The following is a 22,704-nucleotide window of genomic DNA, read 5'->3' on the forward strand; positions in this document are numbered from 1 at the left end:
CTCAGTAATGGCTAAGCATTTGTCAAATCTGAAAGAAGGTAGAAACTTGATTTCGATTCGTCGAGATGAAATCGACAACCGTAGAATTCAGGCATTTCTGCTCGACTACTCGAAAGAGTTAATTCTGATTAAATACGTCTATGACTTTATTCTTGACGGTTTAATGGTATTAAGGCAATCAGATATATCTGAAATAAAATCGGACAAAACTGATTTTCTGCAAACACAAATATTAAAAGAAGAGGGTCTTTATTCAAAAGTAGATTTTCATACCAAATGTGATTTGAGCAACTGGAATTCGGTATTCTCCACATTAGGCTCATCACATCGCTTTATCACTATCGAAGACGAAAATCCAGAATATCCATTATTCTATCTCGGAGAAATTCGTGACATTGGAGCCGACAGTGTATCAATTCTTGGTTTTAGCGGTGCGGCTAATTGGGATGATGAGGTATCCGAGATCTACTACGAAGACATCAGTTGTGTTCAACTTGGAAACAACTACACAAATGTATATGAGCGGTATTTCGAGAGAAATGCCTTAACAAAGCCATCAATTTGACCGCCTTAGGTTACGTACCAGGCGGCAAATTATGGCGGCATTCTATTTCAAATGTTCACGGAATGACGAAAAGGAAAACTCGTAATGTACGAATTAATTGAAGGCATAAAGCAGCCTGGCTCGGGAAAGATTGCCAAGAAGGCTTTCTTTAGGTTTGTATTGTTTATTGCATGCTTTATTACTGGATTAATCATAAGTCGGTACTTCCGAGATATTCCAGATCTACTCCAAATTACTTGGGATAATATCGGTGGTCTGATAGGAATATCACTAATTGTTATTGTTGATATGTTTAGGGATATCTGCAAACTATACGAATACAAAATAGAACAAGGCGCTGAAAAAGACGCCAACAACAGCGCCCATTAGCGAAGCGTTAGACGTAATTAAAAAGGAGAGATTAGTGCCAATTTCAGATGTGATATTTCTCGAAGGGAATGATCCTGAAGAAGTTGTGAACAGCGAAGACCCTTATTTGTTGGGTAAATGGTTCAGAGCTAACAACATAGATATGATTCCGCTTTCGAAGCTTGGTGAAATGCTTGATGTAGCAGACTACAAAGATTTAATGAAGGGGTTTCAGCCCATACACCCCCCTGAAGGTGAGGCCTTCATTCTATCATTTCCCAAAAAACTTCAAGATAAAATTCGAGTGCTTAGTGATAATGAAATAACTGAAGTAGTCAGTCAGTGGTCAACCATTGAAGAATTTGGTGGCGAGCCAGACGAGCAGTTAAAGCAGTACTTAGTTGGGTTGCAGGCTTTTCTAAATGAGAATGAAGGCTATGCGAATCTATTTCTATCAATCTAAAATCAATAGCCTAACAAGGCCAGCCACAATCGGCCGCGAAAACACGCGGCCTGGAATCGCTGAGCCTCGCTTGTGCTGGCAGCGTTAGAATTGTTTTCCTCACTTTGTAAGTGAGCATTCTGTGGCACCGACAAATCCGCGACGGTGCACAGGTAAAATCAGGAGGCATTCAACGTCAGTCGTTTGGGGCCAAGTAATCAGGAATTGGCTAAGTCCGATGGCAATTGTGATTTAGAGTTCAGCAGTTTCCCGGTCATGCCAATTCTAAGGCAACTCTGAAAAACACAAAAATCTGCGATAATCCAGCCATGATCGATCCATAGAGGAATGCATGATGTCCCAACTCAGTTTTTCAGAGTTGCCTTAGGGGGCCGAACAAGGTACGGATAAGCGCTTAGAGTCAATCCACTCGTTCCCCACCAGCAGCATTCACCCAACTGAAGAATTTTTTCGGACTCACGGTCCGGAGCATAACCTCCACTGCACGATGTTACTGCCGTGCTTTGTCGATAGCGAGATAATGAAGAATCATAGTGACATTGTTGCCACTCAGGAAAACGCAAAAATGATACTGAAATGTGACTTCGTTTATAAAAATAACATTAAAATTTGACGGCCTGGATGGTTTATTGAGATAAGACTTTAAACATTGAAAACCAGTCAGAGTGAGCCGGCAGTACACTCGGCGAAGCCATTGGGATCAGCTAACAAAATAAGGAACGTTACTCCATGTTCCAGGACATCACTGCCCTTCCCCAACCCATTAAAGACTTTATTAACCGTCAGGGTTATTCACTCAATCCATTGTGCTGGCAAGCTACCTATCAATATCCTGAAGACGCAAATGCATTTACTCCGGAACAAACCAGGCTGCATTTTTTTATATTAGAAAGCAGCGGACGGTTGTCTTTACTGAAGCGTCAGGATCGTTTGAAACAAGGCATTGTGTATGAATGTGGACCTCGTGAGGTTCATGGTGCCACAAAACCCGCCCGGCCAAGGATAAACCTGGACAAACCCGAGCCAGTCTGGACCGCAGACATTGTGGATACACTGCCATCCGGCACCCCCGGTGTGGATAATTTCGACAACCCCGATTATTTTGCTCAGTTGCGATACTGCTATCCCGATAACCAAACCAGTGTCCTGACAGACTACCTGATTACCACACCCACACAGTCCTTTCAGAATCGGCTGACCGGCAGTACTGGCAAACTGGCGTTATACGCTCCTGAGCAGATTTGCTACCAGGTTGGCACTGCGGTCACTGATGAGCAATGGCAACAGGCACATGATGCTCTTTCGCAAACTTGCGAGCAGTTGAGAGAGCAGCGCCAAAACGCAGAACCGCTCAAGAGCTGGCCCCGGGGAGTCCAGCGGCTACATTTAATTAATACCGAGTTTCTCTATCCTGGAGATCCGGAACAGATGGATCCTTCATTATTTCAGGATGACGGCTATCCAATAGAACCATTGTTCACGCTCGCTAAAACCATCTGGGAACAGCAATATCAACGCCCGGATGTTTTTACCAGACAGTTCAGCCGCAGACAAAAGACTAATTCTCAGCAGCTGTCCCGGCAGTAGGATCAGAGCTGTGGCATACTCGGCACTCTTATCCCTGTCGTTGGGCAGTGCATGGTTGATCTGATTTATCTGCTGGCCAATGAAGACTGGTTACAACCACTGTGCAGCATCGCTGAACAGCTGAAATACAACGAGCCCGCCGCCTGGGCCAGAGAAGCCGCTCTGATTGCACTGATATACCGAACCAGCAGACAACGCCCAAAAAACCAGCCTGGTAACTACTCTCCCTATTTCAACCCGCTGCAACAGCTGGGTCAGAATCTGTATCAGCTTGCCTGTTTACAACGTCAACAGGACAAAGTGTTTACCCGAACAGAGCAGAATAACCTCCTGCTATTCAAAACCCTCCCCGTACCGGCGATCACTTCCAACTGGCACTATCTACCCTCAAAAAATCTGTCAAAACCCAAACGTATTCTAAGGCTGGGGCTATTTTTCGACGGTACGAATCAAAATCGCTACAACGACGAACAGCTGCCAGACCGGGATATTTCCAATGTGGCGAAGATGCATGACTTATATCCAGAAGTTACCGTACACAAACCCTATGAGATCGTGACCACACGGCGTATTTACGTTTCTGGTGTCGGCACCGTCGATGGCTATACCATCCATAACGGATATAAAGCCAATGAAGATATCATTGGTCTTGGTTTTGGGGTTGGTAAAGAGGGTGGACAGGCTCGAATAATAAAAGCGCTGCGTGATATGCGGGAACATATTAAAAACAGCAAGTATGACGAAATCATCTTCGATGTGTTTGGTTTCAGCCGGGGCGCGGCGGTATCGCGGCATTTCGTCAATATGGTCAACCAGTGGAAGGCGGAATATCGACCTTATGGGGTATTGGCCGCTGTTGATGCCTTTCCTCAGCATCTAACTGGTCGTGTGGCATTTGTCGGGCTCTGGGATACCGTCGGCAGCTTTTACTGGCCTGGTAACGACAAACAGGGAGAGTTTAACCTGAACCTCCATGAGCACAGTGCCGAACAGGTCGTACATCTGGTCGCTGCCCATGAAGTTCGCCATAATTTCCCCTCAACCCGTATCACAGATGCTCGCAAGCATTTGCCCGCCAACTTTACAGAAACCATTGTCCCCGGCGTTCATGCCGATGTGGGTGGCGGCTATGAAAACCCGTTGCCCGGAGCGGCCACCAGTTTTGACGACTGGCGTGATTTCTACCAGGTTAAACATGTGTACGATGCCGGCTGGGATGGTTTCAGAGTACGACAGTTGCAGCGAGAGATTGAACGGCGTGGTAACACAGTGATGATGGAAGGCACGAATATTTATGAACTGACGCCGATTCATAAAGAGTTGTCTATCTATCCATTGCGACAGATGTACGAAGCCGCCATTGCTGGCGGAGTACCTCTCAAACCCATTGACCCCAGCAACCAACACTACATCATCCCTGACGACCTGGCCTGGTGTTACCGGAACTGGCAAAACAATGGCGCCGACCTCAAACAAGCTAAAATCGATCTCGCGGATTATATTCATACATCTGAACGCGGCCTCAGCCTGGTTAATACTCCCGGGATTCTCTTTAACCGCCGGCAGGTATTTCCCAACCGCCCTAAACTAGCCATACAACCAAGGAAGCAACATGAAAATGCTTAAACCCGCCATTTGGATCAGCCTGCTGTTAATCGTTATCAGTGCCTGCGAAGCGTCTGATACTTATGACTATGGTTTTGCGGAAGGCGGCATTGGGGGTCATGGTTGGCCCATTTGGGTGGAGAAACTGGTGTTTAATGAATCCTGGGGTGTCCCTGTAGGTAATTTGTCTGGCCAAACGGAAGAAGATGATAGCCCCCCACTTGGCTCTTTTGCCAACCTCGGACTCATTCCGCTACCGTACACTGTCTCGGCACGATGGTTTTCTTATCGCAACCAAACATTTTATGAAATCACCGTTGAACTCTCTAAAACCAAGCAGGAACAAATCAAACAATGGTTTCAACTGTATCCAACATCTAAATACAATCATAAATTGATTACCGGCTTCGCGGGTCAGGGAGAGATACAAATCTGGTGGAACGCAAGCTGTGTACAATCAGACTGTCCAGAAGATCATCTGGAACGACACTACTTTGAACTCACTCCTCGCATCCCGGCCACCGTGGCAGAGGGAGATCCGAGCCAGTACCGTGAGCGGACCAAAGGCGAAATAAAAGACGGCACTATTCCGGCTGAGGTGCTGGATCTATTACCACCAGAAACTGATAGCAGCGCTTTGAAATAAACCCGTAGCCGACTCTAAACCCAAGGAAAAACGAACAGATGCTTAAACACGCCATTTGGATCAGTCTGCTGTTAATCGTTATCAGCGCCTGCGAAGCGTCTGATACTTATGACTATGGTTTTGCGGAAGGCGGCATTGGGGGTCATGGTTGGCCCATTTGGGTGGAGAAACTGGTGTTTAATGAATCCTGGGGTGTCCCTGTAGGTAATTTGTCTGGCCAAACTGAGGAAGATGAAAGACCTCCATTTGGAACCATTGCCAGTTTTAATGAAATACCTTTACCTCACAGTGCCTGGGCACGATGGTTTTCTTACCGCAACCAAACATTTTATGAAATCACCGTTGGAATCTCTAAAACCAAGCAAGAACAAATCAAACAATGGTTTAAACAGTATCCAACCACAAAGTATAGCCACACATTAAGCACGGGGTTTGCAGGTCAGGGAGAGATACAAATCTGGTGGACTGCAATGTGTATTCGCCCCAGTTGCCCGAAAGACCATCTGGAAGAGCATTATTTTGAACTAATTCCCCGCATCCCGGCCATCGTGGCAGAGGGGGATCCGAGTCAATACCGCGAGCGGACCAAAGGTGAAATAAAAGACGGCACTATTCCGGCGGAAGCGCTGGATCTACTACCACCAGAAACTGCGCTATATTAATGATCACTCAAATGATAACACTGAAACATTCAACCAACATGCATAATGTTGATGAGCAATGTGTTAATGATTTGTTAGAGATTGGAAAACCTCTGGGGGGCTTTATTCCATCTTATAATCGTTGCTGATCATTTGCTTGGGGCATTGTCAACCGGTGTCGAACAGGGCCTCAAGTCGATCTATAGACAATATTCATATTAAGTATCTGAGTATATAGGTTGGAGTAATATTATGGAAAAAAATGATAAAGCTTGGGTGTCGACATTGTTGTTTATTTCAGTGCTTCTTATTTATTGTTTGGGTTTTGCCTACTTTGGGAATTTAGCTATTTTTAACGCTTGGCAGACAGCATTTCCAAAAAACGGAGAAGCTATAGAACTATTGAATTATCGATTTTGGTTTGTCGCATTATGTAGTTTGGTATGTTTTGTTGCGTTTTTTATACACATCATCATAAGAATCAGAAAATCAAATAGACAATATCGACAAAACTTAGAGAACAAAAATGATTGAGACAATAAGTATGCAATTATTGTAAGTAAACTCACAGTTTAATTTTTTAGTGTCCATTTACAGGGGGTTGTTAGTGGTATGACGATTTGTGGAGCTGTTGGGGCTAGCTTATCCAAACTGGCCAGCAGCAAGGTAAGGAGGTACATATGAATTTTATCGAACTGCAACATGATGAGTTTTCTGAACACGTAATCCAAGAGTTTTGGAATAAGGTAAAAACCATTAATAACCAAGGAATATCGCTGGAGTTTAATCGTGAAACAGCAACGTTACTTGCTCTTAAAATAGACTGGATGGCAGATTGGAAAATTCCAGCTGGAGTAAGACTTAACGCATACAAGACGATGATTAAATGGGATTATTTGGCAGACGATCCTGGAATCTCTGATGATGAGTATGAAGATATGATTAAGCAAGAAACTAATTTGATCATGCGGCATGTAAAAGCATTAAAGCCAGTGGAAATTCAGATCATTGAAAATAAACAAAGGTTAATCAACGCCTCTCAAGATGGATGAAAAAAATAAGGACATCCACAAACTTGTTGTTTGGAGAGAGCGGCACTGATGCGATCAAAGATTTTTTGACCTAATCGATGTTCCTTCAATAAGTAACGAAACTTTAGAATAGTGGTCTCATCCGGAACAGTATCAATGGTAATGCCTGCAAACCGGCGCATGGATTCAATTTCATAAAGGGAGTCTTCCCTTGCTCAGCGCGAAACACCGTGGCAGTAATGGGTGGCTTCGAGTGATATGAGTTCTTTCTTGGTTTAGGCACCCTAGCCTCCAGCGACTTGTTTTGTATTTTCAAACCAGTAGTATTGAAGTTCGAGATCATTCAGGCATTCTTATTAGGATGACCATCCTGATTTTAGGCTGTCGCAGCTAATAGTGGAACCTCCATTCCGTCGACATTTTTTGTTGCAAGCACCACGAGAATCCCCTATTACATCCGGCCAATATAAGACTCTGCACTACTACACTTTTTAGCTCGCTGTGCGCCACCATACACGAAAACGCTCTCCACTGTATGTTCGGGTGAGCGAGACCTTAGGCATCAAAACATCATGGATCGTAGATACCAAAAAAGAATGAATAGATACTGGGACAAGATGAGAGGCTATGCTTTTAATAGCTTTTCCAATCTTGACCCGAAAGGATGGTTTGATTACTGGCATTGTCATGTTGATTTTCAAGGCAAAGGAGACAAGCGACCTGAAAACCGTGAGGCTTCAATTTTCCTGGGTTATGAAATTCTAAATATGGCTGAAGATTTCAAATCCAGGGTGAGTGGGCCTATTCAAAGTTGGTGGTTTATTCACGAGCAGTCCTACGACGATGCAGTCTACCTACATAGCCCCAATGAAAATAATTCTCCATTTCCTTTTGATTTTGAGGGTGTGGTTTGGGGTAAAAATGACAACGAGGTTTTGTCTAGGCTGGTAAATCCAAAACAATTCAAAATCGGCACTCTGGTAAATGAGTATGGCACTACTTATGTAGTGGCGCCCAATACTTAAGGAACCATCTGAAAAATGGCCTATTTTCGCGAAGGACGTTGTCAGCCCCTGTCTCACCCCCTCATTTACGCCCGTAAATTGCGGTGTTGCGAGTGGGGCTTCCTCGCTTGCATTAACACTATTCCTATTTTTCAGAGGCCTCTAGATTTGCGCCAATCCCCCATCCACTTGCAAATCTGCACCTGTGATGAAGCTTGCATCAGCTGAATTTATGAATGCGACGGCTCGCGCGATCTCTTCGGGCTCTCCTAATCGCTCAAGTGGGGTTGCTATTTTAACCTGATCTAAAATATCGGTTAACGTCGAATCATCAAATCCAAATTTTTGCAAAATCGGAGTATCCGTAACGCCTGGAGATATACAGTTTACGCGAATGTTTTGCTTGCCTAGCTCTGCAGCAAATGACCGGGTTAAAGATCGCACGGCTGCCTTAGTTGCACCGTAAGCTGCCCAAACGCCTGCCCCTCGACTAGCCTGAATAGACGAAATCAGGGTGATTGCCGCGTCACTGTTAAGGTATGGCAGCGATTTCTGAACAGTGAAAAATACACCTTTTACATTAGTGTCAAAGGTGTTTTGAAAGCTTTCCTCGGTTACTTCGCTAATTGCCTCAGCCGTGGCTACTCCGGCATTGGCCACTATCACATCCAGCTTTCCCTGTTTAGACGTGCAGTCTCGGTAAAAGCTTTCTATATCCTTGACTGACGCAACATTCCCTTCAAAACCAAAATAACTGTCAGGATATTTAATTTGTAGAATATTGGGCTGACGAAATTGACGAGACAGTATGGAAACTCGATGGCCTTGCTGAAAGTAGTATTCGGCAATGGCGTATCCGATACCGGAATTACCACCCGTAATCACTATATGTTTTGACGTTTTGCTCATGTTATTTACTCTCTTAAGTCGGTTTCGTTATGTGGGGAAAGTCGATGGCTAAAGTGTGGCATCTTGGCAGAAGGTCATCTACACTATTATGGAATATATCCAATATAACGGACGAAATACCTCATGAGTCTGTCTCAGCTAGATAAACAGGATGATCTGAACTTTGATTATCTTGGCAATTTTATACGTAGTTTTCGTAGTGCGAAGGGCGAGAGTTTACAAGCACTGGCTCAACGGTCTGGCGTAAGCAAATCCATGATTGCGCAAATTGAGTCGGGCAAAACAAGCCCAACGCTAGCCGTTTTAACTAAACTAGCGTGGGCTATGGAAATTAGTCTGAGGGATTTGGTTCAACCGCCCGAAGATTCATTAAATCTTCGATCGAGTAGCCCCGATGATGACAATATTGTCAGCAAGAAAGACAGTGTTTTCGTGTGTCATTTACTTGCTAACGAACACCGGCACTTCTCGACAGAAGTATATCGTTTTTATTTTAAGTCTCCTGGCAAAACGCTGTTTTCCGCCAATACATCGGGCTCTCTAAAACACGTCTGGCTGGAAGAAGGTACATTGACCGTATATATCGCAGATAAGCGCATCCCTATCTCTCCCCAAACACTGACTACGTTTAGTGCGTCAGTACCGCACAGGTTCGAAAGCGCTACTCAGAAGCTTGCTAAAGGCTTATTCTTTGTGGCCTATTAATAAGTCAAAGACAAATTATCATGTTTGAAGCGCCTAAAGCTAACAAGCAAACCAAAGTCGTAGCACTCCGTGCTGACCTTCAAGTGAGCGAGCCCAGTAATTAGTGACGGATTATTCTCGTTGGAGAAATGAAAATGCGCACAGAAATGCCCTCAACTCTCACTGCTACTGGAATGCAAGAGGTAATGGCGCATCACCAAACGAGGCATCAGCAAAATTCTTAAAAATGCCCGCTGCAGAGAAGAATGAATATCTGTTCTAAAACGGCATTAATTTTAATGAGCTACCTAATTGGCAAAAACGTGATATCGGCGTTTATTGGGAAGAATATGAAAAAGAAGCAATAACCCCAAACACAGGTAAGGCAGTATATGCACGCGAAGCGCTTAAAAGTAGACTATGACTTACCTATGAAAGATTTATATAGTGAGTTTATATCAGGTCTTGTTGCAAAATCAGTATAAATAATGCAGCAACGGACTCACCTATGGCAAACATTGAGTATCATCATGGATAAGAACACCTCACCAGTTGGCTGGTATATCGGCACATATTTGGCTCGGTTTATCGAAATTGAAGATGAGCACAACAATGATCCAGAGGCCCGATTTGCAACGTGGGAAAACACAGTAGTAGTCAAAGCGCTTACGTTAGAGGAAGCTTTTGAGAAAGTAGAAAAAATTGGTATCGAACACTCTGAACCATATAAAGGAGGTGAAACTGGCGTTCAAGTACAATGGGAGTACCTCGGAATAATCAATCTTCTACCTATATATGAAAAACTTGAAGACGGTTCAGAAGTAATGTGGGCATCAAATTACCCCAAGAAGCTCAAAAACCTTAAATCGATGGTAAAAGATGTCAGGGCATTTAGAGAATAAACACTTAAGAAACCTCTGTTCCGTTGGTGCTTTTTTGTGGCAACTTCCACTAAAATCATCCCTTACACTCCAGCCCATACAAGGTGTTGCAAGCTTTGCAAAGCACGCATTATGCAAGAGAAGAAGCTTTGGAAAGCTCTGAAAAATGGCCTATTTTCGCGCAGGATGTTGTCAGCCCCAGTCTCACATCCTCATTTAAGCCCGTAAATTGCTGTGTTGTGATCGGTGCTTCCTCGCCTGCTTCAAAACTATTCCTATTTATCAGAGGCCCCTTTGATTTACGGTGGAATACATAAAGCGAAAAAATAGATGTCTTTTTTGTGAAAACTTACTTCGATATCTGTGGCGTTTTTCAAACCGTTTTAGTTATGCGAAGTCTTAAAGCTTTATCACCATCTGCGCGGATCATGATCCGGGTAGATGTTTCCATATCAGTAGCGCAGATTAAAGAAAGCCGATCATAGTGCCCAGTGTTCGAAGTCATGGCTTTTGGGTTTGTAATAGCCGGACATCTCTTCAAAAGACTCTCCTCCCTCAACAGCATCACTCCCCAACGAATGAATCACTCCAACTTCACGGTCTCCATGACAATTCCATCGCCCGGTGCATCTGCCGCTATTTTCCGCCCATGAGGTACTGACGGATCAAACACCATGATCTTAGTGTATTCAGACAGCGCCCCCAAGAACGCATCCACCCGACCAAGTGTGACAAAGATCTCATTTTTTATCTCATGATACCTCGCGGATACCGGAAAATAATAATGATGATGCTATCTATTAGAGCAGTAAGATAAAAAAATATTTTTTTTGCATCCAAATACACGTTTCAGTCGTTAAGTTAAAGACAACGAAATCAAACCGAAAAGGAAAAACACATGAAACGACATATGATGCTCATCACCACGGCCTTTTCTCTGCTCTCTTTGAATGCTTTTGCCGATGGTTATGGCACATCCTCCTATTCTTCCACTCATACGATGGCTAAGGCGGATACAGTCGTTATAAAAACTCATACTTCGGTCGGTGAGGTGTTTGCGACGGTAAATGGCCTGACACTTTATACCTTTAGCAAGGATGGAGTAGCAACGTCCAGTTGTTACAACGGTTGTGCCGCAAACTGGCCGCCTTTTAAAGCCCAGAAAAATGCCAAGACCTGGGGTGATTTCAGCATCATTGAACGTGATGACGGCAATTATCAGTGGGCTTACAAAGATCAGCCATTGTACACCTGGGTGGGTGATCACAAATTGGGCGACACTCATGGCCAGGGTATCGGTGGCGTGTGGTACGCCGCACAAGCAAATCAATAAAACATTCATTCCATACACGGATGTGGAGACAGGAGTTGAACGAACAGGCGCAGATAAAAGGCATGCTATCTGCGCCCGTTCAACACCCACCCGTCAATCAAGGGCTATCAATCGCACCGTGACTAATGACATAAAAACAGGAAAAAAGGTCATAACCCGCACGATTTTTATTGAGAAATTCGTTAACCCATAACCAACACTATTAAGGGTCTCTGAAGACTATCACTCAGAGACCTCCAATTGAATGTGCTTTGAAGTAAGGAGAGAGATTGAATGAAAGCAAGTATTTGTACACTGATTTTTTCCGGCACCTGTGCATTGGCACTGACGGCCTGTGGCACGGGCTCATCGGATGCTGAATCACCTGATGCAACAGGCTCGACCAAACAAGGTGTTTTCTTGAGTTCTATTAAGGGATTGCACTTTAAAACAGCGACAGAAGAAGGACTCACCGGAGATAACGGACAATTCAGTTTCAACACTGGCGAAAGCGTCACGTTCAGTATTGGCAGTATCGAGCTGGGAACTACAACTGCCGCCGAGCAGGTTACTCCGATGGATTTATTCAATATCACATTACCCAGTACGGAGGCGGCATTAAATAGCAACCTCAATGCTTTTGGAACGCTGACCAACTTTGATCGCGTCGCTAATATTATGCTGCTACTGACATCACTGGACAACGATCACAATCCGGATAATGGCCTCGACCTCAGTGGCTGGGACACCGTACTGGCCAATGCCAAACTTGATTTCAATAACAACATGGGTGATTTTTACTACAACACCTTTTTATATTTTTCAGATCGTTATGGCATTAACAAAATAGATCCGGCAACACCGTTGCAATTTCTCTATGATGCCGTTGGCATCGTCATACCGGCACATCAAAATACCGTCAATACCTCTGACATTCATAATGACGGCAGCGCAGACTCAGCAACCACTTACACGTATACAGCAAGTGGCCAGGTAGAGTCGGTAAGGAAAGACAAAGACAATAATGGTAACGACGACCGTATCATCAGCTATATGTACGACACGAATGGTATGGTCATCAGTCGAATCAACCAATATGATCGGGATGACGATGGAACCATCGACGAAATTAGTAACCAGACGTACAGCTACAATGAGATGGGTCATACGTTGTCTGATCTATATACCAGGGATTCCGATGCAGACGGTGAGAATGACTACGTCGAAAGCTATGAACATAGTTTTGTTAACGGAAAACCAACGTCTAATATTTATCAGGAAGATAAGAATGGGGATGGCACTAATGAATCCACAATCCTTACCACTTATAACTATGACGACAACGGCAGACTGATTTCGAAAATCAGGTATCAGCATACTAATGCTAATGGCGGGGCTGATAACGTGTATTCCAGCCATTACAGCTACGATAATGCAGGCAATACGCTGACACATATTTATTCTACGGACAGGGGCACAGATGGCAGGATCGACTCCCAAAGGACCTCAACCTACACCTATGATGCTGATGGTAATCGGCTAACTTATCAGCGTCAGACGGATCAAAACGCTGATGGAACAGCCGAGCGCAGTGATTTCTATAGCTCTATTTATGACAACAATGGCAACGAGTTGAGTACACATTATACAAAAGATAGTGACGGGGATGGCGACATAGATTACGTTAGGACTCACATCTATAGTTATGATGAGAATGGTAATGTGCTGACTTATAAACAAACAGTAGACAGCAATTATGATGGTATTGTGGATACCATTATCGACAAGACATATCGCTATGATGAAGCTGGAAACAAAGTCTTTGAAGAATATATGAAAGATAATGGCGGTGATGGCAGCATCAATTTTAAACAGACGTATACTTATAGTTATGACAACAACGGCAACATATTAAGTAGTGAATATACCAGAGACAACAATGTTGACGGTGTCATTGATTATACTTATCAGTATACCTATACCTATGATGACAACGGTAATCGTTTGTCCACCCTATACAATGAAGATAAAAACAATGATGGAGTAGCGGATCAGACATTTTTATACACTATGAGTTATGATAACTTTATTGAAGATGGTTTGAGTTACCTCTTGCATCACTTTTTCTATAGCTACGAAAACCCAATATATTAAACAGTGCTACGGAGCGTGAATTAAATATTGGTCACGCTCCGGTTTATTGTTCTTTTAGAGGATCTCTGAAAAATAAGAGTTCTTTATACAGGCCAACAAGCACAGCTCCGCAGTTTACTCGACTAAATAAGGATGAGAGAGGGAGCCGTTTTCTGACGTAGCTGACAAAGCCTGCGCAACACACGTCATTTTTCAGAGGTCCACTGGATGCCTGTCCATATCAAAGGTTGTTATTCATTCTGTATAACATGGCATTCTTTCATTACCAACCACACTTACAACCCAGTTCGCGCACACTTTCCCAAATATATGGTTGACCCAATACGGTGGTTGGCCGTCGCAGTCCTCAAACCACGCTATTATTGATACTGCGAGATAAACTCTTTGTATGCGCCGATATTTTTCTCATAACCTTCTTTGGAGCGGGCGCTTAGTACAAAAATGATGTAGTACTGGTTGCCATCATGATCGTAATCCTCGGCATAATATACTTGCTCCCAGTTCCCCTCCCCTTTTGGAAAACAAGATTCGCTGAAGAATGTTTGTTTGCCATTTGAAATGAGTTCACCGGTTTTGCTCACATCAACTGTGTATGGTGCAGCGCTGATAAACTGTTGTTAAGACGTCACGATGAACGCTTCAAGTGTTTGCGCTTCGGTCGATGCATCCTGGTACTCCGCATTGGCATACATGACAGCTTCAGCATTTGCGAATGTGTACTGGTCGGGCACGTGTGCATTGAATCGATAGCGGTAGCTGGATCCGACACCCTGGTGCCAGCCTTTAATCTCAGGAAGTTTGGGCCACCAGAGGAAACATATTTTGCCACTATCTTCACAGACTTGTGCTTCTTTATGAATTTCCGCCATGACCATTGAGGGAATAAAACACGATGAGTAGTAATATCGATTTCATGATTACTTCATCAGTTAAACTGATCGATTTTGTCCTGGCAGTATTTTTCAGCCAGGAGCTGTAAATGGTCGACTCGCTCCGCCAGCCAGTTCAGTTGTTCGGCGCTGATGTTGTAGTCGGGATTGTAACGGGAGTCGATATAGGCCTGGCACAGCAGTTCGAAACAGGCGCACTCATAGGGCGTGGTTTGCGGAAATGCCGATAGCAGTTCGGGTTGTAAACTGCCAGTCATGGTTCGTAGTTTTTCGAGGTCATGACTTTTGGGTTTGTAGTGAGTGAATACCAGGAGGATCATGGAATAAAGGCGTTCTGTTATTTGGTGTAGCGAGAAAGCCGCCCTGGAATTAAAACTGTTTTCGAATGAAAACTGGTAAATACTCTTTTCTTCTTTCACAGCACTTAACCAGTAATCAAAATACCCCTGAGCCTCTATTTTCCGCTCTGCCTGGGAGAGTTCTTTCGGCTCCACCAACTCCAGCTTGCCGGTGTCGTGTAACAGGATGCCTTCGTGGTAGATGTCGGCAAAAAAATACTGCCCTTTGCTCAGCCGGGCGTTCACAAAATGAATGTCTTCAGCAATCACACTGACGGGGGTTCGCACTTCCCGGCGCAAGCGGTTGTTCAGGGATTCCTTGAACTCTACTTTGCGGGCCAGGGCTCTGTTTTTGGTGATCAGCAGAAAGTCCATATCGCTTTGATAGCGATAATGCACGCCGTCGTCTTCAAGATGATCCACCCAATCACCACGGGCATAGCTGCCGAACAGGATGAGCAGTTCCGGTTTTACGGTCTCGACAATAATGGCCACAGCCCGATGCAGTTGGCGCTGTTTGTCGCTGGGGAGATGTTCAAGGGTCGTTTTCATGCCGGCATCGTAGCAAGTTAGTGACGGTGAGCCAATATGGCACATCAACCATGATTAGGAACCATCTGGAAAACCGTGCTATCGATTCACCGCTGGAGGGCTTGGCGAGCACTCATTATCTCATCAAGAGCTCAGTCATTTCCCGCTCGGTAATGGGTTTGCTGAACAAATACCCCTGCCCTGTTTCACAGCCCATTTCCAATAATCGCTGTAGTTGTTGTTCGTATTCGATACCCTCGCCGATCAGCTTTAGCTCGAGTGAGTTGGCGAGGTGGATGATGGTTTTGACGATATTTTCGCTCTGTTTGTCGTTGAGCATATCCTTTACGAATGACTGGTCAATCTTGAGTACGTCGATCGGAAAGGCTTTCAAATATGAGAGGCTGGAATAGCCGGTGCCAAAGTCGTCAATAGCAATAGAGAGGCCAAGCTCAGAGAGTTCTTCGAGGATGCCTCTGGTTTTGTCAAAATCATGCATCAGGGCGCTCTCGGTGAGTTCCAGCTCCAGCAACCGACTGGGCAGTTGGGTGGCTTCGAGCGCGGTGGCTACTTCGTCCCAGAAGTTGATGTTGGCAAACTGTTTGGCGGCAACATTGACAGAGACCCGGATACTGTGGCCCATATCTGCCCATTTTTTAGCCGCCAGGCAGCTTTTATTCAGTACCTGTAAACCCAGTTGGTTTATCAGCCCGGTTTCTTCAGCCAGTGGAATAAACTGCAATGGCGAAATCAGCTGCCCGTGTTTGTCGCGCATGCGCACCAGTGCCTCGGCACCATTGATCTGCCTGGTACGAAGGTCGTACTGAGGCTGAAAATACACTTCCAGACGGTCATGCTCCAGGGTATCCCGCAACAACAGCTCAACTTCGTGCCGCTTCAATAAATCGGTCTCAAGGTCGTGGGAGAAGAAACAGTAACCATTGCGGCCATGTTGTTTGGCCCGATACATGGCCACATCGGCATGTCGCATCATACCACTTTCTGAGCGTGCGTCGGTCGGATTGACACTGATGCCAATACTGACGGTTAAGGTGTATTCGCGTTGGTTAATGGCAAACGGCTGCTGCATACATTGGATAATGCTAGTGGCAATGGTATCAATGATGCCGGGAGACTCGATATCCGGCACTACCAGGACAAACTCATCCCCCCCGGTACGGGCCAGCGTGGACCCGACATCGACGAGTGTTTGCAAGCGTTTTGCCACCTGTTTGATCAGTACATCTCCATGATGATGGCCCAGTGAGTCATTCAAATACTTAAAATGATCAATATCAATCAGAAACAATGCGACCATCGTGGAATGGGATTCTGCAATCTGACAAGCCTGAATAATCCGGTCATGCAGTAATATTCGGTTTGGCAGGTCCGTCAGTTGATCATGGTTTGCCAAGTAACTCATTTTCACTGCCATGGCAACTGTTTCACTAACATCGTGAAATACAATTATGCCGCCAATAACGTCACCTTTTTCATTGAAGATGGGTGCTGCCGAATCCTCGACCCGATATACCACACCATCAATGCTGGTCAACTGACTATTCAATGCCATGGCAACAATACGTTTTTCCTGAATCGCCATCATCAACGGATTTATGCAGTTCTGCTGGGTATAGGCATCTTTAAGATTCATGATATCAGTGATATCACGACCAATCGCTTTGCGGGACATCCAACCGGTCATGCGCTCGGCAATGGGGTTCATAAAGGTGATCACGGCGTTGACGTCAGTCGCGATCACAGCATCACCGATAGAATTAAGGGTGACCTTGAGATGTTCTTTTTCCAGAAACAGGCTACGTTTGGTGCGATTGATTTCGGTTACGTCTACCAGCGTCAGCAGGAAACCCGACAATTCGGTATCGTTATATTTTGCCGAGAGATACACCTGAATGTCCTCTATGCCTTCATTGAAATCAGGCAGGTGAACACTGAATACGGCAGCGTCGCTGGAGTTGTGGGCAAGTTCCTGCAGTATCTCCCGCAGCAATGGTCTGGGCAATACTTTGGCGGCATCTTGTCCGACCATTGTATCGGCATCCATACCAAACCACTGGCCTTGAAAGTCATTGCAAAACAGATTTTCCCACTCGCTCGACCAGAAGGAGATAAACACCGGCAAATGGGAGACCAGATCGTTGAGGTCTTCTCTCGCCTCTTTCAATGCTTTGGCATGTTGTTGCAGCATGATCTGATTTTTTACACGCAGTTGGCACAACTGCATATCCAGCGGCTTGCTGATAAAGTCTATACCGCCCTGAGACAGTGAGTGATACTCGAATTCTGATTGACTATGAGAGGTAATAAAAATTACAGCTGAATCTTGAGTGATTGGGTTTTTCTTGAGTCTCCGGCACACCTCAAAACCATCCATGATCGGCATTTCGATATCGAGCAATACAACTGCTGGTTGATAGCGCTCAGCCAGCTCCTCGACCTCGCTACTGTATATAGTGGTTATGATGTTACCAAACCCCTTAAGCGCCTCTTCCAGAATCAACAGGTTGGCAGGCTCATCATCAACCACCAGCAGGTTAACGCGATTCTCTCTGGATGCCGAAAACAACATTTCAGTGCTCCTTTACATGTACTCCAAACACAATCACGATACCTCCTCGGTGGAATTCATATAGGCTTCCAGCTCTGTCATCAGTGCCTGGTAGTCGTGCTGCACTTGATCATATAATTCGTTGATCTGTTCTTGTTGGTTAGCTCTGGCTGCGTCCTCCAGCAGGGAAACATTACGGTGCAGCCGGACAGCACCGACATCACCTGCAAGGCCTTTGATTTTATGACTGTACTCACGCACTTCTGTCATATTGTTCTGCTCTACCATGGCATGCAGCTGATCCATTTTCTTGGGTATGGTTTCGATAAACATACGGGTGATTTTGTTGACCAGATTGTGGTTGTTCAACATGCGCTTCATCGCTGATGCACGGTCCCATACCGGCAGCTGCGGTTCGGATGGCGATTGAGTCCCGGTTATTTCCTCTTGTGCCACTGTCTGTTCAGGTGGACTCTCTGTTTGACCAATACTCTGGTTCAGCCGCTCTCCAATTGGTAACCATTTTTGCAGTTTGGTCAGCACCATTTCGTAGCCAATCGGTTTGGTCATGTAATCTTCCATACCGGCCGCAATACATTTGGCTTGTTCACCAGACATCGCACTTGCGGTCATGGCGATAATGGGAATTCGCATGAACTTCCGCCCAGCTGCACCACGCCTGATTTCCTGAGTACACTGATAACCGTCCATGTAGGGCATCTGGCAATCCATCAGGATACAATGGAGGGGTTTGTCGTTTTCGGTCAGCTGCTGCAGCTTTTCAATAGCGTCCTTCCCATTTGAGGCCGTCATTATTGTCAACCCGAGCCCATTCAAGAGCCCACAGGCCACTTCCAGATTAATCTCATTGTCATCCACAATCAGGATGACCCCTCCATTCAGTTTTACATTGGCCACTGCATCAACAGCAACAACCGTGTCCTGCTGTTGTTGATGACCAAGCACGGCCACATTGAAACCAGTCGGTGTAATGGGTTTATTTAGAGCATGCCACGGGGGCACGATATCGAGCTCTGTCAGGTTACAGAGGGCCACTAGTCGGGAGATACCCATAGATTCAATAAAGCGGCGATAACGCTCATCGGTTGCGATCAGCGACCATTCGACAATTAGTATCGAGGGGATACCTTTTTCTTCGATCTGCCGACCTTCAAGCATTAGATTGAGCTCATCATTAGGCATCACATGAGCACCATAAGCCGACAGCATGCGATTTAGCAGTTTACGGATCTCCACATTGGGTGCCATCACTGCAACGGTTTGACCCTGCAGCTCGGGATCGATTGTTTCAACAGTCGCATCGGCTTGATTCAACACAATATGGAAGTAGAAGTGGCTGCCTTTTCCCTCTTCCGATTCAAAATTGATGTCCCCGCCCATTAACCGGCAAAGCTGTTTCGAAATGGATAAACCCAGTCCCGTTCCACCATATTTACTGGAAATGGAGCTATCCGCCTGAGTGAAGTTCTGAAACAGCTGGCCTTGGTTGGATTTTGCAATGCCGATACCAGTATCACGGATGGAGAAGTCAATTCGAACCCTCCGGTCATCGGTCATAGTACTGGATGCTGAAAGTCTGATATTACCTTGATGGGTAAACTTAAGCGCATTTCCCAGCAAATTATTCAAAATCTGTTTGATACGATTGGCATCAGCAACGATATGTCGATGCTTCAAATCGATGATATCGAGAATAAACTCTATTTTTTCTTCATAGGCGCGAATGGCCGTCGAATCCACAATCGTCTCTATGGTTTGAATCAAATCAAAACGTTTGTTTTCAAATTCGAGTTTGCCGGCTTCAATCTTTGAGATATCCAGGATGTCATTGATCAGTAGAGACAAAGCGAGAGAACTGGCTTCAGCCATCTCTACATATTTCTGCTGGTTGGCTGACAGTTTTTCACGTTTAACCAGACTGATGGCACCTAAAATACCATTCAATGGCGTACGCATTTCGTGGCTGACGTTGGAAACGAACACACTTTTGAAATCACTGGCCTGCAAAGCCTGTTTATGAGCCTGCTTCAGTTCCTCAGTACGACTGGCGACTTCTTGTTCCAGGGTGACATTTGCTTGCAGAATGTCCCGTTCGGCTTTTTTCTGCTGGGAAATATCCCGTATAAACAGCGCGATTCCAAACACGGTGCCATTTTCATTTTTGATAGGCACTACCGTGAGAGATACATCTATCCTATCTCCCGAACGTCCCCGGCATCGGGTGTCAATCGGCCCAATTACTTGATGGTGAGAAGCATCTGCAATCAGTTTGCGCAGGTTGATCGTCTCGTCTTCAAAGAATAAAAACCGGCTGATCGATCCACCCGTCATATTTTCTTTGACCAATCCCAACAATCTGCTGGCAGCCAGATTAAAACTGGTCACAACACCGGAGAGATCCACACCAATAATTGCATCAGCAGAGCCGTTGATAATGGCTTCATATTCCGCCCGCAGGTACGAACTGCGAAGACTGGCGTAATAGCTACGCCAGAAAATCAGAACACCCACTATCAGGATCACAGTCAGTGCTGCGAGAAACCCAAAGTTCACCAGGCGTTTATTCCAAACCAACCTCTCTAGATAGTTGGGTGGTAAGACGATGAGTTGCCTCAGCGTGCTAGCGTTATCTGCGGACAATCGAATTTCGCGCACATATACAGGTCTACTTTCTCCATTTTTGTCAATAATGGCACCACTATCACTGTAATCGGATAATTCCAGGCTGTATTGCTGACTAAAACGGTATTGCGGATTAAGGTCACGGCTGAAACGATATTGTTTGAGAGGGTGCAGAATGAAGTAACCGTCACTATCCAGCAGCATCAGCTCAGTCTCGTCCGTTACCAGGGCCTGCACCTCCTGAAACAAACTACTGACATTCATATTCAGAACAATAAACGCGTAGCGGCTACCGTCTTCAGAAAAAATAGGAAAAATCATACGAATCGTTGGCTGATAGGGAAATTCCACCTTGCCGAATTCCTTGTTCAAATCAATACGACTCACGTACAGCTCATATCGGGACAGTTCGCCGGCATGGCGATAATAATCAGTATCTGCTTTGGATTGTAGTTGGACACTCCGACGGGTTTCTATTTTTCCTGCCAAGCGGTCAACCCGAAGCATTTCCCTTCCTTCAGGTTCGAATCTGATCACTCGCAGTTGATCAATTTCCGGGTTATTTTGAAGCATCGACACAAAGATCATTTCGAGACGTTGCTTCCATTGTTCCCACCGGGTTCCGTCCAAAGGATCAATGCCATCATTGAGTTCAGCTCTCGACAGTCCCGAAATAGGCGGGGTGCCAAACAAAAACGCCAGGTTTTTTTTCTGCCGTTCTATACTTTCCACAATGGTATAGGCAATTTCGTCTGAAACTCTGGACATTGTAGCGTCCGCTTCATGACTGGCCTGACGTTTCAGTTGAGCGTCGTACAGCATGGTGAACCCCAGCAGTACCACCGGCACGATGAATACCAGTAACCATAGTCTCCAGCTGCTTTTATGATAGCTCATGCCAACTCCTGCCCCGCCACACAGATACGGTTACGACCGGAACGTTTGGCCTGATAAAGCGCGGCATCCACCGATTTCAGAATACTCGGGATATCATACGAATTGCTTTGATGAAAGGTGAAGATTCCAATGCTGACAGTCACATGACCAAAGCTCGAGTCTTCATGCGTTATATTCAGTGCACTGATTGCCTGCTGCAATTCATCAGCCAGATGTTTCACCCCTTTCTCATCAGTATCAGGCAGAATACAGAGGAACTCTTCTCCTCCGTAACGGACAAACATATCGGTCGGGCGTTTCAGTATAGCTATGGAAGTTGAGGAGATTTGTTTGAGGCAATCATCACCATTTAAATGGCCGTAACGATCGTTGAATTTTTTAAAGTAATCGATATCGAACATAATCAGGGAAAATGGACTACCTGTTCGTCGGGCTTGTTTACAACAGGGTGGTAAGGCCGCATCCAAAAAACGCCGGTTATAGGCACCGGTCAGACCATCCACATAGGTAAAATGCATCAGCATGTCAGTTTGCAGTTTGTAAGTCAGGTGAGTCTTAACCCGGTTACGCACCGTTGTAGCATTCACAGGCTTGGTCACGAAATCTGTGCCACCTGCATTCCAGCATTCTTCCTGGTCAAAATCGTTAGTGAGTGATGTGACAAATATTACGGGTATATCCATTAGTTCAGGATCCGCCTTCAGTTGCCGGCAAGTTTCCAAACCGTTTTGATCAGACATCATCACATCCATCAGAATCAGATCCGGCTTGTTTTTAATACAAGCGTCCATAGCTTCAACACCGCTGTTAACCGCCTGGACATGACAGATATCTGCCAATATTTCTTCCAACACGAGACAGTTAATAGGCTCATCATCTACGATCAGCACCCAGGCGTCTGAAACTTCTCTGCTACGATGTGAAAATGATTTAAGCAAGTCTTCAGTACCTGGTTAAGAGCTTTGTGACAGCGGTTTTAAGGCCTTGCGGCCATAAAACACGAGTC

At 45.2% G+C, this 22,704-nt stretch carries 22 protein-coding genes and 1 pseudogene; 15 read left to right on the top strand and 8 right to left on the bottom strand.

Annotation, left to right across the window (positions count from 1 at the left end):
- Window positions 1-7: 7 nt before the first annotated feature.
- From ACQY6I_RS07440 to ACQY6I_RS07480, 9 genes are all read left to right on the top strand, one after another.
- Entirely contained in the window at window positions 8-565 is a 558-nt protein-coding gene (locus ACQY6I_RS07440) for a hypothetical protein (protein ID WP_428240842.1), read from the top strand.
- Between the two features lie 84 nt (window positions 566-649).
- On the top strand, window positions 650-934 hold the full coding sequence (locus ACQY6I_RS07445) for a hypothetical protein (protein WP_428240843.1): 285 nt from the start codon (window positions 650-652) through the stop codon (window positions 932-934).
- 34 nt (window positions 935-968) lie between these two features.
- Window positions 969-1,376, top strand: coding sequence for a hypothetical protein (locus tag ACQY6I_RS07450; RefSeq protein ID WP_428240844.1), 408 nt, complete (start codon window positions 969-971; stop codon window positions 1,374-1,376).
- Window positions 1,377-2,105: 729 nt separating this feature from the next.
- Complete coding sequence (locus ACQY6I_RS07455) at window positions 2,106-2,963, top strand: hypothetical protein (protein WP_428240845.1); 858 nt, start codon at window positions 2,106-2,108, stop codon at window positions 2,961-2,963.
- Window positions 2,964-3,014: 51 nt separating this feature from the next.
- Window positions 3,015-4,589 carry a T6SS phospholipase effector Tle1-like catalytic domain-containing protein gene (locus tag ACQY6I_RS07460; RefSeq protein ID WP_428240846.1) on the top strand — a complete coding sequence of 525 codons (1,575 nt, stop codon included), beginning with the start codon at window positions 3,015-3,017 and terminating at the stop codon, window positions 4,587-4,589.
- The gene (locus ACQY6I_RS07465; protein ID WP_428240847.1) at window positions 4,576-5,214 is read left to right on the top strand and encodes a DUF2931 family protein; all 639 of its coding nucleotides are present in this window, start codon (window positions 4,576-4,578) and stop codon (window positions 5,212-5,214) included. Before ACQY6I_RS07460 ends, ACQY6I_RS07465 begins: the two co-directional genes overlap by 14 nt.
- A gap of 38 nt (window positions 5,215-5,252) precedes the next feature.
- Window positions 5,253-5,876, top strand: a complete 624-nt coding sequence (locus ACQY6I_RS07470) for a DUF2931 family protein (RefSeq protein WP_428240848.1) — start codon at window positions 5,253-5,255, stop codon at window positions 5,874-5,876.
- A 231-nt stretch (window positions 5,877-6,107) separates the two neighbouring features.
- Window positions 6,108-6,389 (top strand): hypothetical protein, encoded by a 282-nt coding sequence (locus ACQY6I_RS07475; RefSeq protein ID WP_428240849.1) that lies wholly within the window; start codon window positions 6,108-6,110, stop codon window positions 6,387-6,389.
- A 146-nt stretch (window positions 6,390-6,535) separates the two neighbouring features.
- Entirely contained in the window at window positions 6,536-6,907 is a 372-nt protein-coding gene (locus tag ACQY6I_RS07480; protein ID WP_428240850.1) for a hypothetical protein, read from the top strand.
- A gap of 35 nt (window positions 6,908-6,942) precedes the next feature.
- On the opposite strand, the pseudogene ACQY6I_RS07485 reads toward ACQY6I_RS07480, so the two are convergent.
- Window positions 6,943-7,095, bottom strand: a pseudogene (locus ACQY6I_RS07485) (transposase); the annotation flags it as partial.
- Between the two features lie 363 nt (window positions 7,096-7,458).
- Between ACQY6I_RS07485 and ACQY6I_RS07490 the strand changes: the two are divergent.
- Window positions 7,459-7,911: a hypothetical protein gene (locus ACQY6I_RS07490; protein WP_428240851.1), complete on the top strand. Its 453-nt coding sequence runs from the start codon at window positions 7,459-7,461 to the stop codon at window positions 7,909-7,911.
- A 141-nt stretch (window positions 7,912-8,052) separates the two neighbouring features.
- Here the strand turns inward: ACQY6I_RS07490 and ACQY6I_RS07495 are convergent, their stop codons facing one another.
- Entirely contained in the window at window positions 8,053-8,799 is a 747-nt protein-coding gene (locus ACQY6I_RS07495; RefSeq protein ID WP_428240852.1) for an SDR family NAD(P)-dependent oxidoreductase, read from the bottom strand.
- A 123-nt stretch (window positions 8,800-8,922) separates the two neighbouring features.
- Here ACQY6I_RS07495 and ACQY6I_RS07500 point away from each other — a divergent pair, with 123 nt between their 5' ends.
- The 5 genes from ACQY6I_RS07500 to ACQY6I_RS07520 all read left to right on the top strand — a co-directional run bounded on the left by ACQY6I_RS07500 (window position 8,923) and on the right by ACQY6I_RS07520 (window position 13,830).
- Window positions 8,923-9,504, top strand: a complete 582-nt coding sequence (locus tag ACQY6I_RS07500) for a helix-turn-helix domain-containing protein (RefSeq protein ID WP_428240853.1) — start codon at window positions 8,923-8,925, stop codon at window positions 9,502-9,504.
- A gap of 103 nt (window positions 9,505-9,607) precedes the next feature.
- Entirely contained in the window at window positions 9,608-9,766 is a 159-nt protein-coding gene (locus ACQY6I_RS07505; protein WP_428240854.1) for a hypothetical protein, read from the top strand.
- 247 nt (window positions 9,767-10,013) lie between these two features.
- Complete coding sequence (locus ACQY6I_RS07510) at window positions 10,014-10,385, top strand: DUF4288 domain-containing protein (protein WP_428240855.1); 372 nt, start codon at window positions 10,014-10,016, stop codon at window positions 10,383-10,385.
- A gap of 877 nt (window positions 10,386-11,262) precedes the next feature.
- Complete coding sequence (locus ACQY6I_RS07515; RefSeq protein WP_428240856.1) at window positions 11,263-11,697, top strand: COG4315 family predicted lipoprotein; 435 nt, start codon at window positions 11,263-11,265, stop codon at window positions 11,695-11,697.
- Between the two features lie 273 nt (window positions 11,698-11,970).
- Window positions 11,971-13,830, top strand: a complete 1,860-nt coding sequence (locus ACQY6I_RS07520) for a hypothetical protein (protein ID WP_428240857.1) — start codon at window positions 11,971-11,973, stop codon at window positions 13,828-13,830.
- A gap of 359 nt (window positions 13,831-14,189) precedes the next feature.
- Here ACQY6I_RS07520 and ACQY6I_RS07525 read toward each other — a convergent pair whose 3' ends face one another.
- The 6 genes from ACQY6I_RS07525 to ACQY6I_RS07550 all read right to left on the bottom strand — a co-directional run bounded on the left by ACQY6I_RS07525 (window position 14,190) and on the right by ACQY6I_RS07550 (window position 22,636).
- Window positions 14,190-14,411 (bottom strand): hypothetical protein, encoded by a 222-nt coding sequence (locus ACQY6I_RS07525; protein ID WP_428240858.1) that lies wholly within the window; start codon window positions 14,409-14,411, stop codon window positions 14,190-14,192.
- 36 nt (window positions 14,412-14,447) lie between these two features.
- Window positions 14,448-14,699 (bottom strand): hypothetical protein, encoded by a 252-nt coding sequence (locus ACQY6I_RS07530; RefSeq protein WP_428240859.1) that lies wholly within the window; start codon window positions 14,697-14,699, stop codon window positions 14,448-14,450.
- Between the two features lie 56 nt (window positions 14,700-14,755).
- Entirely contained in the window at window positions 14,756-15,610 is an 855-nt protein-coding gene (locus ACQY6I_RS07535) for a hypothetical protein (RefSeq protein WP_428240860.1), read from the bottom strand.
- A 115-nt stretch (window positions 15,611-15,725) separates the two neighbouring features.
- Window positions 15,726-18,179 (bottom strand): two-component system response regulator, encoded by a 2,454-nt coding sequence (locus ACQY6I_RS07540; RefSeq protein WP_428240861.1) that lies wholly within the window; start codon window positions 18,177-18,179, stop codon window positions 15,726-15,728.
- A gap of 33 nt (window positions 18,180-18,212) precedes the next feature.
- Complete coding sequence (locus ACQY6I_RS07545; RefSeq protein WP_428240862.1) at window positions 18,213-21,698, bottom strand: ATP-binding protein; 3,486 nt, start codon at window positions 21,696-21,698, stop codon at window positions 18,213-18,215.
- Complete coding sequence (locus ACQY6I_RS07550; protein ID WP_428240863.1) at window positions 21,695-22,636, bottom strand: GGDEF domain-containing response regulator; 942 nt, start codon at window positions 22,634-22,636, stop codon at window positions 21,695-21,697. Before ACQY6I_RS07550 ends, ACQY6I_RS07545 begins: the two co-directional genes overlap by 4 nt.
- Window positions 22,637-22,704: the final 68 nt, after the last annotated feature.

Origin of the sequence: Gynuella sp. (genome assembly GCF_050297175.1) — a bacterium.
Taxonomy (GTDB): Bacteria; Pseudomonadota; Gammaproteobacteria; order Pseudomonadales; family Natronospirillaceae; genus Gynuella.

Excerpts from the sequence above, each read along its gene's own strand:
- ACQY6I_RS07440 (WP_428240842.1), top strand. The coding sequence starts at position 8 with ATGGCTAAGCATTTGTCAAATCTGAAAGAAGGTAGAAACTTGATTTCG.
- ACQY6I_RS07445 (WP_428240843.1), top strand. The coding sequence starts at position 650 with ATGTACGAATTAATTGAAGGCATAAAGCAGCCTGGCTCGGGAAAGATT.
- ACQY6I_RS07455 (WP_428240845.1), top strand. The coding sequence starts at position 2,106 with ATGTTCCAGGACATCACTGCCCTTCCCCAACCCATTAAAGACTTTATT.
- ACQY6I_RS07460 (WP_428240846.1), top strand. The coding sequence starts at position 3,015 with ATGGTTGATCTGATTTATCTGCTGGCCAATGAAGACTGGTTACAACCA.
- ACQY6I_RS07465 (WP_428240847.1), top strand. The coding sequence starts at position 4,576 with ATGAAAATGCTTAAACCCGCCATTTGGATCAGCCTGCTGTTAATCGTT.
- ACQY6I_RS07470 (WP_428240848.1), top strand. The coding sequence starts at position 5,253 with ATGCTTAAACACGCCATTTGGATCAGTCTGCTGTTAATCGTTATCAGC.
- ACQY6I_RS07475 (WP_428240849.1), top strand. The coding sequence starts at position 6,108 with ATGGAAAAAAATGATAAAGCTTGGGTGTCGACATTGTTGTTTATTTCA.
- ACQY6I_RS07480 (WP_428240850.1), top strand. The coding sequence starts at position 6,536 with ATGAATTTTATCGAACTGCAACATGATGAGTTTTCTGAACACGTAATC.
- ACQY6I_RS07490 (WP_428240851.1), top strand. The coding sequence starts at position 7,459 with ATGGATCGTAGATACCAAAAAAGAATGAATAGATACTGGGACAAGATG.
- ACQY6I_RS07495 (WP_428240852.1), bottom strand. The coding sequence starts at position 8,799 with ATGAGCAAAACGTCAAAACATATAGTGATTACGGGTGGTAATTCCGGT.
- ACQY6I_RS07500 (WP_428240853.1), top strand. The coding sequence starts at position 8,923 with ATGAGTCTGTCTCAGCTAGATAAACAGGATGATCTGAACTTTGATTAT.
- ACQY6I_RS07510 (WP_428240855.1), top strand. The coding sequence starts at position 10,014 with ATGGATAAGAACACCTCACCAGTTGGCTGGTATATCGGCACATATTTG.
- ACQY6I_RS07515 (WP_428240856.1), top strand. The coding sequence starts at position 11,263 with ATGAAACGACATATGATGCTCATCACCACGGCCTTTTCTCTGCTCTCT.
- ACQY6I_RS07520 (WP_428240857.1), top strand. The coding sequence starts at position 11,971 with ATGAAAGCAAGTATTTGTACACTGATTTTTTCCGGCACCTGTGCATTG.
- ACQY6I_RS07530 (WP_428240859.1), bottom strand. The coding sequence starts at position 14,699 with ATGGCGGAAATTCATAAAGAAGCACAAGTCTGTGAAGATAGTGGCAAA.
- ACQY6I_RS07535 (WP_428240860.1), bottom strand. The coding sequence starts at position 15,610 with ATGAAAACGACCCTTGAACATCTCCCCAGCGACAAACAGCGCCAACTG.
- ACQY6I_RS07540 (WP_428240861.1), bottom strand. The coding sequence starts at position 18,179 with ATGTTGTTTTCGGCATCCAGAGAGAATCGCGTTAACCTGCTGGTGGTT.
- ACQY6I_RS07545 (WP_428240862.1), bottom strand. The coding sequence starts at position 21,698 with ATGAGCTATCATAAAAGCAGCTGGAGACTATGGTTACTGGTATTCATC.